Consider the following 14,263-nt stretch of genomic DNA (forward strand, 5'->3'; position numbering starts at 1 on the left):
CGTAAATGGTGCGTGGTACGCACCTTAAGATTATCCTAATTTTTGAATTGTGGGAAAATATGACTTTAATTCCAAAAAGCATTGCCAGTGATACGGTTTATTTTTATAAATTACAATATAAAATAATGTATGTGATTGGCATAGCTTTTATTAGTATTTTTGCTTTAACTGCTTTATCAATGTCAACAAATTCATCAATCATATTTTTTATCTTTATCATTGGAATAATTGCCTTTCATATGATGACTTTTAAGTATATGAAAGAAAACATCTTAATCCTTGCCGAAGAAGTAAAAGAAGTGGAAAACGGTTTATTTATCAGAAATGGTAAGATTAGTGAAACAATAGAATATTCAAATATCCAATCTGTTACCTATCGCTATTCGTTTTTTTCCATCAAAAATAATGTTGTGGAATTGAATTTTATCAATCCTACCATATTAGGCGATAAAGTCAGATTTATCAGTTGGGCAGATGCCAGTAATTATCAAAGGGAATTTAACCCATTTCCCGTAAAAACTCCAGAAACACGAGCATGGGTTAATGCTTTACAAGAAAAAATTTCACAAAGCACCAAATGAGATTTACCGCAAAAATATCTCTTGATAATTCATCAAACCTTATCATTTTCTGTCAAACAGTCGTTGATAATTTATCTTTTACCCACAGATAGTAGAGATTATAATAAATCACGTTTTGTCTTATTAAAAGAGCCAAATCATGCCCACACACACCATAAAAATCACAGGCATGACCTGTCAGGCCTGTGCCACTCGCCTAGAAAAGGTATTAAACAAAAAGCCCAGCGTGCAACTGGCACAGGTGAATTTTGCCACCGAAACCTTATCGCTTGATTTAAATGAGGCTGTCAGCGATGAAGAGGTTTTAACTTGGATAAAAAAGACAGGATTTACAGGACAAATCATAAAAAATACCGCACAAAATCAAGAAACTAATCATCAAAACCTCCCCTACCATCTCATTGCACTCGCCGTACTCTCTACCCCTTTTTGGCTCGGCATGGTTGGCATGATGTTTGGTACGCATGCACTTATGCCTCCTAATTGGGTGCAGTTTATGCTGGCAAGCATCGCTCAATTTGGTCTAGGCCGGCACTTTTATCAAGGGGCATGGGCGAGTGTGCGTGGCGGCTTGTTGGGTATGGACATGCTGGTGGTACTTGGCACGAGTGCAATTTGGGCGTATTCGGTCTATGCATGGCAACATGGCGAACATGTGTATTTTGAGGCAAGCGTGATGATTTTAACTTTCGTCAGTCTTGGCAAATACCTCGAACACCGTACCAAAACAGGTAGTTTAAACGCCCTACACAAACTCATGCAACTGCTCCCCCAAACCGTCCCCAAAAAAGAAGGGGATACTTGGATTAGTACGCCTCTATCTAACATACAAATTAATGACATCTTGCAAGCGAAGCATGGCGATAAAATCGCTGTTGATGGCATTGTGATTGGCGGGCATGGCGACATCACACAAGCACACCTGACAGGCGAAAGTCATTATCTTCCCAAAAACATCGGCAATACGGTGCTAGCAGGCAGTATGGTGGTAGATGGCAGTATCATTTACCAAGCATGTGCCACAGGCGATAAAACCGCCTTAGGACAAATGACCCAAGCACTAGCCCACGCACAAGGCACAAAAGCTCCCATTTCACGACTTGCTGACCGTGTGGCTGGTATTTTTGTACCAATAGTAATGACACTCTCTTTGCTGACTTTTTTGGGTAATCTGTACCTACTAGGCGAAGTTAATGCCGCTCTTATGAGGGCGGCTGCGGTGCTAGTCATCGCCTGTCCATGTGCATTGGGTCTTGCCACACCAACTGCAATCATGGCAGGCATGGGCGTGGCAAGTCGTCATGGGGTGCAATTTCTGGACGCTAGCACATTAGAGATGGCAGGTCAAATCAAAATCATGGCATTTGACAAAACAGGTACACTCACACAAGGCAAGCCATCGGTGGTCGACATACACACCACCATCAATCAAACGCTGTTTTTGGATATGGTTGCAAGCCTAGAAAGCCACAGTAATCACCCCCTAGCACTTGCCATCTGCCAATACACCAAACCCACTACCACATTTAATATCACGAACATCACAAGTGTGTCAGGGCTTGGCATGCAAGGGGACATTCAGGATATAGGCACCATCAAGGCAGGGACAGCGGATTTTGCGAATGCTCCTACTGATTTTGGAGAGTTTAGTAAAGCACACCCCACCGCCAGTTTGATATTTGTCTCCCTAAACAACCAACCCATCGGTGTTATCGCCCTCTCCGACACCCTAAAATCCAGTGCCAATACGCTCATACACCACCTAAAATCAGAGGGAATTTATCCCATCATTCTAAGTGGCGACCGTCAAAGCGTGGTCGATGATGTGGCAAAAAAGCTGGGCGTGGTCGGCTTTGGCGAGCTTAGTCCACAAGATAAAGCCAACAAAATCAAAGAATTACAAATTCATCACAAAACTGCCATGATAGGCGACGGCATTAATGATGCACTTGCCATGACGCATGCCGACATCGGTATGGCGGTTAGCGAAGCCACCGATGTCGCAACAGGATCTGCCAACGTCAGATTGCTGACCCCCTCAGGCGATGCCACAACCATTTATTACGCCTACAAAATCGCCAAAATGACCATGACGAACATCAAACAAAACTTGTTTTTTGCCTTTATTTACAACATCATCGGCATACCGCTTGCCATGATGGGCGTGCTAAATCCCATGTTTGCCAGCCTTGCCATGACACTAAGCTCGCTGTCGGTACTGGCAAACGCCCTAAGATTACAAAGGGTTAACCTAAAAGACACTTCATGACACAACGCAGTACCCCCATTTTGTCAAGTTATTCCATGCACTGATGTTTTGCAGTTGAGCATTTAAAAAATCATTAGGATTATGTTAAATAAATTTTACCCAAAAAAAACGGCAACCATTGTTACCGTTTTTTGACTACTTAAAGGTCATCTGAAATTTTGCTGATGTCAATGTCAGGATTTTTGATGAGATGGAGCGTTGAAAAAATCAGCCCACCCCAAATCAATACCATCGCAACCAGCATGACGACTAGTGCACTACCACTCATACGATTCTCCTTATTTATTTTTACCATCATGGTTTGGATGGCTCTTGATGCGTGGCAACACAAGTGCCGACAACGCAAACAGAGCCACCACACCCCAACCAAACACCAGTAGCGTGCCTGTGGTATAGCCCTCGTAGTTCTTTTGAAACAATTCCACAAGCGACAAAGACAAAGTTACGATGAGTGATACAGGCGTAATCACCGTCAGCATAAACGCCCAACCTTTGCCAAGTTTGATGCTTGAAATACGGTTGTTATGCTCAATGAGTTTTGGTAGTAGGCTACGGTGTACCCATGTTACCCAGATGATTGACAAAATCGCCCCAAACACAATGCCGATATTGTTGGCAAAATGGTCGATGATGTCCACCAAAATGAGTGCACTGGTGGTTGAGAATAGGATGATTGAGATGATGGCACTACCCCCACCGACAATGGTCACGGCTTTGTTTTTGGACCAGCCGAATTTATCCTGCACGGCACTGATTGGCACTTGTAGGATACTTGCCATGGACGTAACGCCCGCCACAAACAGCGAGGCAAAGAACAAGAAACCAACTAGATTGCCCACACCCCCCATCGTGGAGATGATTTTTGGAAACACCATAAAGGCAAGACCAGGTCCGCCTGCTGCCACGTCTTTGATACCCACACCTTGCGTATGTGCCATAAAGCCAATGGCAGAAAAGATACCAATACCAGCAAGCAGCTCAAAGGACGAGTTGGCAAAGCCCACCACCAAGCCTGAACCTGTCAAGTTGGCATTCTTTTTAAGGTAGGAGGCGTAAGTTACCATGATACCAAAGCCAATTGACATCGAGAAAAACACATGTCCATAGGCAGCAAGCCATACTTTGGAACTGGCAAGACCTGACCAATCTGGCTTAAAAAAGCCGTCCAAGCCCAGCGACGCACCCTCCAATGATACCGCTTTGGCAACCATGATACCAAACATCACGATGAGCAAAGGGATAAAGATTTTGTTGCAAAGCTCCACACCCTTTTTGATACCGCCATACATGATGAGCAGCACCAAAGCCCATACCACCACCAAGCCGATGAATAAGTTTGGCAGATAAGTGAACTCAACCGCACTCGCCATTTGCAAATATTGGCTTAAAAAGAAAGTTTTTGGGTCATCGCCCCAAGATTGGTCAAGAGCAAAAATGGTGTAGTTACCCGCCCAGCTTAGTACGGATGCATAATAAATACCGATGACGGTACATACCGCCACCTGCCACCAGCCAATGCCTTCGGCGGATTTAACCAAACGGCGATAAGCGGTGGGCGGAGCACCTTTATATTTTTGCCCCACGATATAGTCCAAAAACAGCAAGGGAAAACCCGCCGTCAAAAGTGCAACCAAATAAGGCAAAAAGAATGCCCCACCACCATTTTCATAAGCGACATAAGGGAAGCGCCAAATGTTTCCAAGCCCCACTGCCGACCCAATCGCCGCCAAGATAAATCCTGACCGAGCCGACCAACTTTCACGTTCTGTACTCATGTTTTTTCCTTTCGTGTTTGTCGTGTTTTAGTTAAGAACTGCCATTTACCAAAAAAATCATGGCAAATTTTAAAAACAATCCTGTCAGCATAGTTTGATTGACTTAATCAAAAAAGTCAAGCCCAAAAAAGCAAAACCCATAAAATGATTTTATGGGTTGATAATTCATTGATAACTTTATGGATATTTTAGCGAATCAAACCACGCTGGCTATTTGTCAAAGAATCAATAAAAAGCTGAATTTTTGGTTCGTCCGCCACCATGTCAGCAAGGCTCGCCAATACGTCTGCCTTGATTTTGCCAGAGCGAAACACCAAATCATAAGCCTCATCAAGTTTGGCGATGGTTTCTTGGCTCCACCCTTTGCGTCTCATGCCTTCTTTGTTCATGCCGTGTACTTTGGCAGGGTTGCCAGACACCGTAGTAAAGGCACAGACATCTTTTAAAATCAAACTCGCCCCACCCACCATCGCATAATCATCAATGCGACAAAACTGATGTACGCCTGACTGCCCACCAACAATCACATAATTACCAACATGAGCATGACCTGCCACACCCACGTTGTTGGCAAAAATATTATGATTGCCAATCATGCAATCATGGGCGATGTGGGTATTTACCATAAATAGGTTGCCATTGCCAATCTTGGTAAGATTACCCCCATCTGCCGTGCCACGATGAAACGTGCAAGACTCACGAATGCGGTTGTCATCGCCCACTTCTAAGTAGGTGGTTTCGCCTTTGAATTTTAAGTCTTGTGGCACTTCGCCAATGCTGGCAAACTGAAAAATTTCGTTGCGTTTGCCGATGGTGGTATTATCGCCAATGATGACATGGGATTTTAAAATGGTGTCCTCGCCAATCGTGCTGTTTTTACCCACGATACAATATGCCCCAATCGTGGCGGTGGGGTCGATGGTTGCGGTTGGGTCAATGATGGCGGTAGGGTGAATGTTCATAGCTTATCCAAATTTACCCAATTAAATCTTTTGGCGAGCAATCATAATCTCAGCACTACACGCCAATTTGTCATCGACATGGGCGGTGCATTCAAATTTATAAATTTCACGCTTGGCGGTAACGAGCTTTGAGCGAATGACGAGCGTGTCGCCTGTGCTGACAAGTTTTTTAAAACGCACCTTATCCACACCTGCAAACAGATACAAATAACCATCCTCACTCGATTGCCCTGCACTCACAAAGCCCAAAATGCCAGAAAGCTGTGCCATCGCCTCCACCATCAGCACGCCCGGCATGACAGGGTTGTCAGGAAAATGTCCGTTAAATAGCTCTTCGTTAATGGTAATGTTTTTATAACCTGTAATCCAGTTATCTGCTGAAACGGCAGTAACTCGATCAATGAGCATAAAAGGATAACGGTGTGGCAAATAACGCTTAATCACGTCATAATGAAATGGCAAAGTTAAATTTTGCTCAGCAAGGCGTGCGTGGTCTTGCTCACTCATTAAATTAAGGTCTAAAATACTGTTACTCATTGGGTGTTCCTAGATTTGAATGATTGTTTTTGTCCAGAATGACGAAACTTAATGGTTGCTCGTTGCCAATCACTCGTTGGCATCGCCACCGTCCCTGATGAATATGAGCCTGCTTTATCAATGCTTTGAGCGACAAACGTCCGCCCTGTCAGCGTTACGCCATCGGCAATGGTCAAATGTCCTGCAATGCCTACACCACCACCAATGATACAATTCGCCCCAATGTGCGTACTACCCGCCACACCTGTCATGGACGCAATCGCTGTGCCACGTCCGATGTGGACATTATGGGCGATTTGGACTAGGTTATCAATAATCACATCATCGCCAATGACCGTATCGCCCACCGCTCCTCTGTCCACGCAGGTATTTGCACCGATACGGACACGGCTACCGATGATGACTTTGCCAAGCTGATGGATTTTTTGCCATGCCAAGCCCTCTGCCCCCATTTTGGGAGCAAAGCCAAAACCCTCTGCCCCAATACTGGCATGAGCATGGATTTGCACGTCATCACCAAGTATCGAGTGATGGTGAATGATGACATGACTATCAATCTTACAATCATCGCCAATCTCTACAAACTCACCAATGACCGCATACGCCCCAATGCTCGGATTTTTGCCAATCTTGGCGGTGGGAGCAATGATGGCGGTGGGGTGAATTTGGGGGGTGGTTTGATAAGCAAATAACCCACTCACGGACGCATACGCCAAATAGGCATCTTTGACAATGACAATCACGGTGTTTGGCAAATTTGGCAAATCATGTGCAAACCGCTCGGAAATCAGCACCACGCCTGCTTGTGTGTTTGCCAATTCAGGCAAATATTTGCCCTTTGCCAAAAACGCCAAACTGTGCCCATCTGCCATCGCCAAATCCGCCACACGATTGACTAAGCAAGTAGCATTTACTAACTCGGATTTATTGACAACCGTTTGGCAAAGCTCAATGGCGTTGATGATTTGGGATAATTCAGCCATTAAAATACGCTACCGATTTGGAATTGGACGTTTTCTACTTGGTCGTTATCCTTATTATTTAGTGGCTTGGCATAACTGATGGAGATAGGACCGATTGGCGTGTACCACGTTACGCCCACGCCTGCACTATAACGAAGTTCTTTGTCTTGTTCAACGTAGGTTAGGTTGTCATAAGCTATGCCAAGATTAGGCATATTAATGGTTTCTGTGTCTAATTTAGTGGTGTCAAATACCTGACCTGCATCAAAGAAAATCACAGGGCGTATTTGATCAGCCCAATCTCCCTTAAATGGCACAGGCAAAATCAGCTCAGTCCCAAAAGTAGCAACGGCATTACCGCCCATCTCTGCACCACGCACAGTACGACGACCATTCGCCAAGTAGGTATAGGCTTGTGATTGTGGACCTAAACTTGATGCCTCAAAGCCACGCACCGAACCATAGCCCCCTGCATAGAAGTTTTCATAAAATGGCAGATTATTGCCATAACCCAAACGAGCATGACCACGTAGTACCATACCCTTCCAAAGTGGGTAGTAGGCGTTGGTGCGGTAGGTTAGTTTTTGGTAGGTTTGATCGCCAAAGCCTAAATTTAGGTCAACATTATGGCTTATCCCTTTGGTGGGAAATACAGGTCTGTCAAGACTTGAATAGCTCCAACCCAATACACCACCATAAGTGGCATAGTCATGTGCAAAACTATCATCATTAAAATCAGTTGTGCCATTACGGTCGATGCTGCCACCATCTTCTAATAACTGCTTGACATTGGCAATACCCATATAAGGACCGCCACGCACTTTGGTTTTATCTAAGGTAAAACCACCGCTGATGCGTTGTTTTTCGTCAATAGGATAACCATAAATCAGACTTGCCCCATACGAGTCAAGCACATAATTTGAGATGTTTTTGTCATCGTATTTGGTTTTTCGATAATAAGCATTTACACTCTGAGATACGCCATTGACCGTAAAGTAAGGGTCGGTCATGCCCAAGCTATAATTATCACGTGTCTCAGAACGGCTAAATGAAATATTGGCTTTGTTGCCCGTACCCATGAAGTTTGATTGCGACAAATCCACTTGGAATGTCATACCACCGCTTTGTGAATAACCTGCGGCAATGGTTGAAGAACCTGACGGTTGCTCCTCCACGATATAATTGACATCTACTTGGTCGGGACTGTTTGGTACAGGCTTAACATCGACTTGCACGTCCTTAAAAAATCCTGTACGCATGAGGCGTGCACGAGACAGCTGGATTTTTTGGGCAGAAGTCAACGCCCCTTCAAGCTGACGCATCTCACGGCGTAAGACTTCATCTTTGGTTTTTAGGTTACCCGTAAAATTAATATGACGAACATAGACAGGGCGAGCTGGGTCAATATAATAATCCACATCCACCGTCAATGTTTCATCATTAATGCGTGAGATAGGACGAATTTGGGCGTAATAATAACCATCATCGCCAAATTTCGCACCAATCTTGGCACTGGTTGCATCTAGGTCTTTTTGAGAATATGTTTGCCCTTCCTTGAACTCAATCAACTCAGCCAGCTCTTCGCTCTTATAAGTAGGATTGCCCAAAAATTGGGTTTTACCAAACTTGTACTGCTTACCCTCGCTAATACTCGCCTCAATAAACACCTTTTGTTTTTCATCATCGATGTTTAGAGTGGCATTATCCACACTAAATCGCACAAAACCTTCATTTAGGTACTTGGCTTTTAGGTTTTCAAGGCTAGCATTGAGTTTTTCTTGGGTATAGCGATTAGAGCGAGATAAGGGATTTAGCTTTTTGTCTTTTAGAACAAATTCATCTTTTAGGTCATCATCACTAAAAAACTCATTACCGATGATATTAATATCCACCACTTTGGCAGGCTTACCTTCGGTAAAATTAATATCCAACTTCACACGGTTGCCATCAAGCTCGGTCTGCTTTACTTCAACATCAATGTTATAGTAACCTTGCGAGATGTATTGATTTTCAAGCTCGTTTTCTAGGCTTTGGACAGTAGATTGTTTTAAAACACCACCAACCATGAGCCCTGCACTCTCCAAGCCTTGTTTTAGACCATCATTAGGGATGAGCTTATTGCCATCAAAATTTAGCTCGGCGATGATGGGGCGTTCTACTACATAAAACACCACTCTGCCATCTTGCACATCTGCTTGCACATTTGAAAACTGCTCGGTGGCATACAAGGCACGAATGCTATCTGCCAATGTCTCACTATTTAGCTCGCTACCCACCTCCAAAGGTAACGCCATACGCACACTTTGGGGGGTCAGTCGGCTAAACCCTGCAAAGTCAATCGCCCTCACCACCTCAGCATAGGCATTTGCTGTCATACATGTCGCTACCGACACTGCTAAAATTTTTGTCAAAAAAGAAGTACGCATAACCCTTTACTCAAAATCATAAAATTGTCATTTGTCGCCACAACTGCGTGATTGATGTGAAGTTGTGAAATGCTGTGTTTTCATATGGTGTAAGTTAAGCTAAAAAAGTGATTTTGGCAAGCAAAATTCTCATTTTTTCGAAAAAATTCTTGCATTGTTACGCAATTCTTGCCAAATCACGCCTAACCGAAAAATCGTGTAATGTCATTGCTAATTGCCAGTAACATCAGCCCCAGCATCGCCACCATGCCGATATTTAGCCCCATGATTTGCACTCGTTCAGATAAGGGCTTACCAACAATCAGCTCATAAAGAGCATACAAAATATGACCACCGTCAAGCACAGGAATGGGCAGCAAATTTAGCACCGCCAAAGACAGGCTAATCAACGCAGTGGTGGACAGCACGGTCAAAAACCCCATCTCAAAACTTTGCTTGGACACATCAGCGATGGTAATCGGACCTGACAAATTTTCAAGACCGATTAAACCTGAGAGCATTTTACCCATTGATTTTAAGGTCATGACAGATAAGTCATAAGTGCGAGTCAAGGAAGCCATGATCGCTTCACTCGGTGTACGGTTAATCACGGTTTTATAATCGTCAGGCACGGCAATTTTATCGTGATTTGCCACTATTGCTCCAATTTGCCCCACTTTTTCACGACTGCCCTTGACTGCTTTGCCTTGTGGCATAATGCCAAGTGTCAACTCGCTACCATCTCGCAAAACGCTAAATTGTAACATTTTTTCAGGGTTTTTTCTAATAATTTCGGTAGCGTCCTGCCAAGTGGCGATGGGCGTATCATTAATCTTGATAAGTTTATCGCCCGCCTTTAAGCCCATCAATGCCCCTGCCCCATCAGGGGTCAGCTCGCCAATCACAGGGTTAATGACAGGCTCCCATGCACCAATGCCAAGCACGGTTAGGGGGTCTTTGTTTTTGTCATCGCCTTGTAAAAAGTTGTTAATGGGCAAATTAACCGCAAGTTGATTATTTAAGTCATTATTTTTTAATACTTTAATTTCAACTTCTCCTGTCTCGCCTTGACGGTCAGCAAGGGCATAAAATACCCCCTGCCAAGTGTCCACTTCCTTACCGTCCACCGCCACGATTTTATCGCCCACCACAAGTCCACTTGCAACCGCTGGTTCGGCAACTTTACCAATACGAGTATTAAGCTGTTCACTTGGATTTAAAAAAATCACAAAAAACAGCCCAATGGCGATGATAAAATTCATCACAGGACCTGCGATGACGATGGCGATTTTTTTAAGGGGGTGGGCGTTATTAAAGGCTAAATGGCGTTCATTTTCAGCCACTTCGCCTTCTCGCTCGTCCAGCATTTTGACATAGCCCCCCAAAGGCAAGGCACTAATGCGGTAATCAATGCCTGTTTTTGGCGAAGTCCAGCCAAAAATTCTAGGACCCATGCCAATAGAATAAGTCAAAACCTTAACCCCACACAGGCGAGCAACAATATAATGCCCCCATTCGTGTAAGGCAACCAGCGGGGTCAAAACACAAACCGCCGCCAAAAACATCAGTAATGCGTTCATAGATTTTTAAATTTTTAAGAAAATCAACCGATTATTAAAGCAGGTTTTTTATGATTTTTCAAGATGGGAATTGTAAGCTTAATCCGTCAGAATAAAAACACTTGGTTTTATTCGATAAATTTTTGATTATAATGATTTTTGCACATTTTCTCTTTCCACTTCCAAATGTTGTACCAAAAATGTCATTAACTTTTGGTATTTGGTTTCTGAAAAACGATAAGGATTGAAAAAGTCTATTACCGAACGAAACATTACCCCAATGACATCCCTCATATATAAAGACAAATAAAAGCAAGGGGCAATAATGAAACAAAACAAGATAATGCAAAAAATTGCATTAACAAATAATTGCCCTAATAGCTCATCAGGGTTATCTGGTCTAAAAAAATTAATCAATAAAATAGCTGATAAAGAAAACAAGGCAATCAACAATCCATTAATTCTTGGTTTTGCTTCTGAATGGTAAGTGTATTTTTTCCACTGAAAATGATAAAAATAAGGATAATTATCACTATATTTTTTCCACTCTTCAAGTCTCTTAACCAATTCATATACAGAATAATTATTTCCAAATCTATTTTTTAGCCAGTCTGCTTTAATATCATAGATATTTTGGTATTGGGTATTATATTGTTGATTGTATTTTTTAATAATGTTTTTTTCATTCATACCAATTATTTTATAATACACACCAAAAGCAGGAAACCAGAAAATCATTGGTAACATATTTAAAAAGTCATTATTATAATGAATGGATTTTGGGACAATTTTTATTGTCAAAAACACACCAAGAAATATAAAGACAAAAAATAATGGCAATAGCAACCATTGAAAACCCTGCAAATTCCTTAACGAATGCAAATCTGCATAAAACTCATTAATAATTTTAATAGTTTGATTTTCATACTTTTTATTTTTATTTTGAACAGCTTGCATATTTTCATCAGACAGCCTTTTGATTTCAATGGTTAATTCTGTGAATTTTTGCAAAAAATTTTGATAAATTTGTGTTATTTTTTCCATTAATATTACTCACTTTTAAATAATCAACTCTCTTTTTCTTTTAGTCGATTTGCCAATCTCTCCATACAATCCATTAACAAATCCCTATCACTTTCAGACAAATCTGCTAACAAATTTTCAATCCTGCGACTGTGGTCATTGATACGCACACTCCCACCACCAAGCAAATCAGATGCAGAACAACCAAAAATCTCCGCCAATTCCAATAGGCGAGCCACATTGGGCATAATTAGCCCCCTTTCCATTCGTGAAACCGTTTCGTTCCCCAATTGCAATAGCTCCGCTAGCTTTTCTTGGGTGTAGCCATTTTGTTGACGATACTTGGCAATCGTTTTACCAATTAGCTTATTGGTCTCTTGATAGTTAATAGTTGTATACATCTTAATTCCACTTCTTATGTTGAAATTGATATATATTTCAACATTTTAAGTAGATTTTTAAGGGATTTAAAAGTTGAATACTAGGCTTTTTAAGTTGAATTTTGTAAAATATCCAAAAATTTTCACGGAGCTATTCTATGGGCAAAATTTCTGCTGTAATCATATTGGTAATTGCTTTGTTTTCTTGGCAACAATTTAAGGAAAATTCAAATAAAAACAATGAGTTATATAATGAAACACACAATGAGCCAGTTGTACCAACCACCAATAAACAACAAATATTTTCCAACACCAACCAAAGTCAATTCCGCTGTGATGGGCGAACACATTGCTCACAGATGACTTCTTGTGCGGAAGCCACTTTCTTTATCAATAACTGCCCAAACACCAAAATGGACGGCAATAAAGACGGTATTCCTTGTGAAAAACAATGGTGCAAATAAACAATTATGCTTAGTCAATCCCAAAAAATACCAAATAAAAAACACCATTTTCCCATTTAAATAAAAAATGGTGTTTTGTTTGCTACCAAATACAATTTATCTTAGTTATCTAATTTTTCAACGATAATTTTAGCAATCTTTCTCACTCTTTTATCAAGCTCCAAAATATCCGCCAAATTGTCAAAACTTTTTGCTAACTCATTTGCCACTTCATCAACATTCAAACAGTTTTCTACAATACTGGCAATATCGGTCAATTTAATTTTTCCTTTTAAAAATGCGTCCACCGCCACTTCATTCGCCCCATTTAAAATAATACACGCCCCATTACCAAGTGCCATTGCTTTTTTGGCAAGGGCAAGACAGGCAAACTTTTGTTCGTCAGGCTTAATAAATTCCAATTTTGCCATTTCAAATAAATTCAAAGGCTTAACCCCGCTTTCCACCCGATTAGGATAGGCAAGGGCATAGCCAATCGGCGTTTTCATATCGGGCGTACCACACTGAGCCAAAAACGAGCCGTCCACATACTCCACCAAGGAATGCACCACGCTTTGCGGATGAATGGCGACCGCCACCTGCTCCACCCCCACGCCAAACAAATGACAGGCCTCAATCAGCTCCAAGCCCTTATTCATCATCGTGTTAGAATCCACGGTAATTTTTGCCCCCATAGACCAGTTGGGGTGATTGACCGCTTGTGCCACGCTTGCCGTACGCATTTCGTCATACGATTTGTGCAAAAATGCCCCACCGCTGGCAGTTAGCCAAAGTTTACGAATACCAAAATTTTTGTTATTTATCAAGGCATTATCGCCCTGAACCGCCTGTGGCAAACATTGAAAAATGGCGTTGTGTTCGCTGTCAATTGGCAAAATGACCGCCCCTGTCTCTTTGGCGGTTTTGATGACCAAATCGCCTGCCATCACAAGGGCTTCTTTGTTGGCAAGTAAGACTTTTTTGCCCGACTGTACCGCCGATAAAGTGGAGCTAAGCCCTGCCCCACCGACAATGGCACAGACCACTGTATCCACAGTTTGATGACTGGCAACAAAGTCCAAACCTTCGCTTGTTTTTAACACTTGCGTGGGTAGGTTTAAAGCATTGATTTTATGATAAAATTCATCAAAATACTCATCGCCAATGACCGCAAATTCAGGGGTAAATTCTTGGCAAATATCCAATAACTTTTGTAAATTAGAAAAACCTGATACCGCAAATAAACGGTATTTGTCTAAATGCAAACGAATCAAATCAAGCGTACTGGCTCCGATTGAGCCTGTCGCACCGAGCAGGGAAATGGATTGGGGGGTGGAACTAGAAAGCATGGTCATTTGTATTTTCTA

The 14,263-nt window shown here is 42.2% G+C and carries 12 protein-coding genes and 1 pseudogene; 3 read left to right on the forward strand and 10 right to left on the reverse strand.

Annotated features, from left to right (window positions below):
* The first annotated feature begins 5 nt into the window (after positions 1-5).
* Positions 6-581 carry a hypothetical protein gene (locus Q4B79_RS02145; RefSeq protein ID WP_303084781.1) on the forward strand — a complete coding sequence of 192 codons (576 nt, stop codon included), beginning with the start codon at positions 6-8 and terminating at the stop codon, positions 579-581.
* A gap of 139 nt (positions 582-720) precedes the next feature.
* Positions 721-2,850, forward strand: coding sequence for a cation-translocating P-type ATPase (locus Q4B79_RS02150; RefSeq protein ID WP_303084782.1), 2,130 nt, complete (start codon positions 721-723; stop codon positions 2,848-2,850).
* A gap of 139 nt (positions 2,851-2,989) precedes the next feature.
* Here the strand turns inward: Q4B79_RS02150 and Q4B79_RS02155 are convergent, their stop codons facing one another.
* From Q4B79_RS02155 to Q4B79_RS02195, 9 genes are all read right to left on the reverse strand, one after another.
* On the reverse strand, positions 2,990-3,118 hold the full coding sequence (locus tag Q4B79_RS02155) for a methionine/alanine import family NSS transporter small subunit (RefSeq protein WP_303084783.1): 129 nt from the start codon (positions 3,116-3,118) through the stop codon (positions 2,990-2,992).
* Positions 3,119-3,128: 10 nt separating this feature from the next.
* A complete protein-coding gene (locus Q4B79_RS02160) occupies positions 3,129-4,625 on the reverse strand; it encodes a sodium-dependent transporter (protein WP_303084784.1) in 1,497 nt (498 codons plus the stop codon).
* A 188-nt stretch (positions 4,626-4,813) separates the two neighbouring features.
* Positions 4,814-5,587: an acyl-ACP--UDP-N-acetylglucosamine O-acyltransferase gene (lpxA, locus tag Q4B79_RS02165; RefSeq protein ID WP_303084785.1), complete on the reverse strand. Its 774-nt coding sequence runs from the start codon at positions 5,585-5,587 to the stop codon at positions 4,814-4,816.
* A 21-nt stretch (positions 5,588-5,608) separates the two neighbouring features.
* A complete protein-coding gene (fabZ, locus tag Q4B79_RS02170) occupies positions 5,609-6,124 on the reverse strand; it encodes a 3-hydroxyacyl-ACP dehydratase FabZ (protein WP_303084786.1) in 516 nt (171 codons plus the stop codon).
* Positions 6,121-7,107, reverse strand: a complete 987-nt coding sequence (lpxD, locus tag Q4B79_RS02175) for a UDP-3-O-(3-hydroxymyristoyl)glucosamine N-acyltransferase (protein WP_303084787.1) — start codon at positions 7,105-7,107, stop codon at positions 6,121-6,123. The genes fabZ and lpxD overlap by 4 nt, the downstream gene beginning before the upstream one ends.
* On the reverse strand, positions 7,107-9,461 hold the full coding sequence (gene bamA, locus Q4B79_RS02180; protein WP_303084849.1) for an outer membrane protein assembly factor BamA: 2,355 nt from the start codon (positions 9,459-9,461) through the stop codon (positions 7,107-7,109). The genes lpxD and bamA overlap by 1 nt, the downstream gene beginning before the upstream one ends.
* A 233-nt stretch (positions 9,462-9,694) precedes the next feature.
* Entirely contained in the window at positions 9,695-11,071 is a 1,377-nt protein-coding gene (gene rseP / locus Q4B79_RS02185; protein WP_303084788.1) for an RIP metalloprotease RseP, read from the reverse strand.
* 126 nt (positions 11,072-11,197) lie between these two features.
* A complete protein-coding gene (locus tag Q4B79_RS02190; protein ID WP_303084789.1) occupies positions 11,198-12,094 on the reverse strand; it encodes a hypothetical protein in 897 nt (298 codons plus the stop codon).
* Positions 12,095-12,117: 23 nt separating this feature from the next.
* Positions 12,118-12,474: a helix-turn-helix domain-containing protein gene (locus Q4B79_RS02195; protein ID WP_303084790.1), complete on the reverse strand. Its 357-nt coding sequence runs from the start codon at positions 12,472-12,474 to the stop codon at positions 12,118-12,120.
* 284 nt (positions 12,475-12,758) lie between these two features.
* Here Q4B79_RS02195 and Q4B79_RS02200 point away from each other — a divergent pair.
* Positions 12,759-12,917: pseudogene (locus Q4B79_RS02200) on the forward strand (excalibur calcium-binding domain-containing protein); the annotation flags it as partial.
* 101 nt (positions 12,918-13,018) lie between these two features.
* Here Q4B79_RS02200 and dxr read toward each other — a convergent pair.
* A complete protein-coding gene (gene dxr / locus Q4B79_RS02205) occupies positions 13,019-14,251 on the reverse strand; it encodes a 1-deoxy-D-xylulose-5-phosphate reductoisomerase (RefSeq protein ID WP_303084791.1) in 1,233 nt (410 codons plus the stop codon).
* Positions 14,252-14,263 lie beyond the last annotated feature (12 nt).

Origin of the sequence: Moraxella sp. (assembly GCF_030525845.1) — a bacterium.
Lineage (GTDB): Bacteria > Pseudomonadota > Gammaproteobacteria > Pseudomonadales > Moraxellaceae > Moraxella.

Excerpts from the sequence above, each read along its gene's own strand:
- Q4B79_RS02145 (WP_303084781.1), top strand. The coding sequence starts at position 6 with ATGGTGCGTGGTACGCACCTTAAGATTATCCTAATTTTTGAATTGTGG.
- Q4B79_RS02150 (WP_303084782.1), top strand. The coding sequence starts at position 721 with ATGCCCACACACACCATAAAAATCACAGGCATGACCTGTCAGGCCTGT.
- Q4B79_RS02155 (WP_303084783.1), bottom strand. The coding sequence starts at position 3,118 with ATGAGTGGTAGTGCACTAGTCGTCATGCTGGTTGCGATGGTATTGATT.
- Q4B79_RS02160 (WP_303084784.1), bottom strand. The coding sequence starts at position 4,625 with ATGAGTACAGAACGTGAAAGTTGGTCGGCTCGGTCAGGATTTATCTTG.
- lpxA (WP_303084785.1), bottom strand. The coding sequence starts at position 5,587 with ATGAACATTCACCCTACCGCCATCATTGACCCAACCGCAACCATCGAC.
- fabZ (WP_303084786.1), bottom strand. The coding sequence starts at position 6,124 with ATGAGTAACAGTATTTTAGACCTTAATTTAATGAGTGAGCAAGACCAC.
- lpxD (WP_303084787.1), bottom strand. The coding sequence starts at position 7,107 with ATGGCTGAATTATCCCAAATCATCAACGCCATTGAGCTTTGCCAAACG.
- bamA (WP_303084849.1), bottom strand. The coding sequence starts at position 9,461 with ATGACAGCAAATGCCTATGCTGAGGTGGTGAGGGCGATTGACTTTGCA.
- rseP (WP_303084788.1), bottom strand. The coding sequence starts at position 11,071 with ATGAACGCATTACTGATGTTTTTGGCGGCGGTTTGTGTTTTGACCCCG.
- Q4B79_RS02190 (WP_303084789.1), bottom strand. The coding sequence starts at position 12,094 with ATGGAAAAAATAACACAAATTTATCAAAATTTTTTGCAAAAATTCACA.
- Q4B79_RS02195 (WP_303084790.1), bottom strand. The coding sequence starts at position 12,474 with ATGTATACAACTATTAACTATCAAGAGACCAATAAGCTAATTGGTAAA.
- dxr (WP_303084791.1), bottom strand. The coding sequence starts at position 14,251 with ATGACCATGCTTTCTAGTTCCACCCCCCAATCCATTTCCCTGCTCGGT.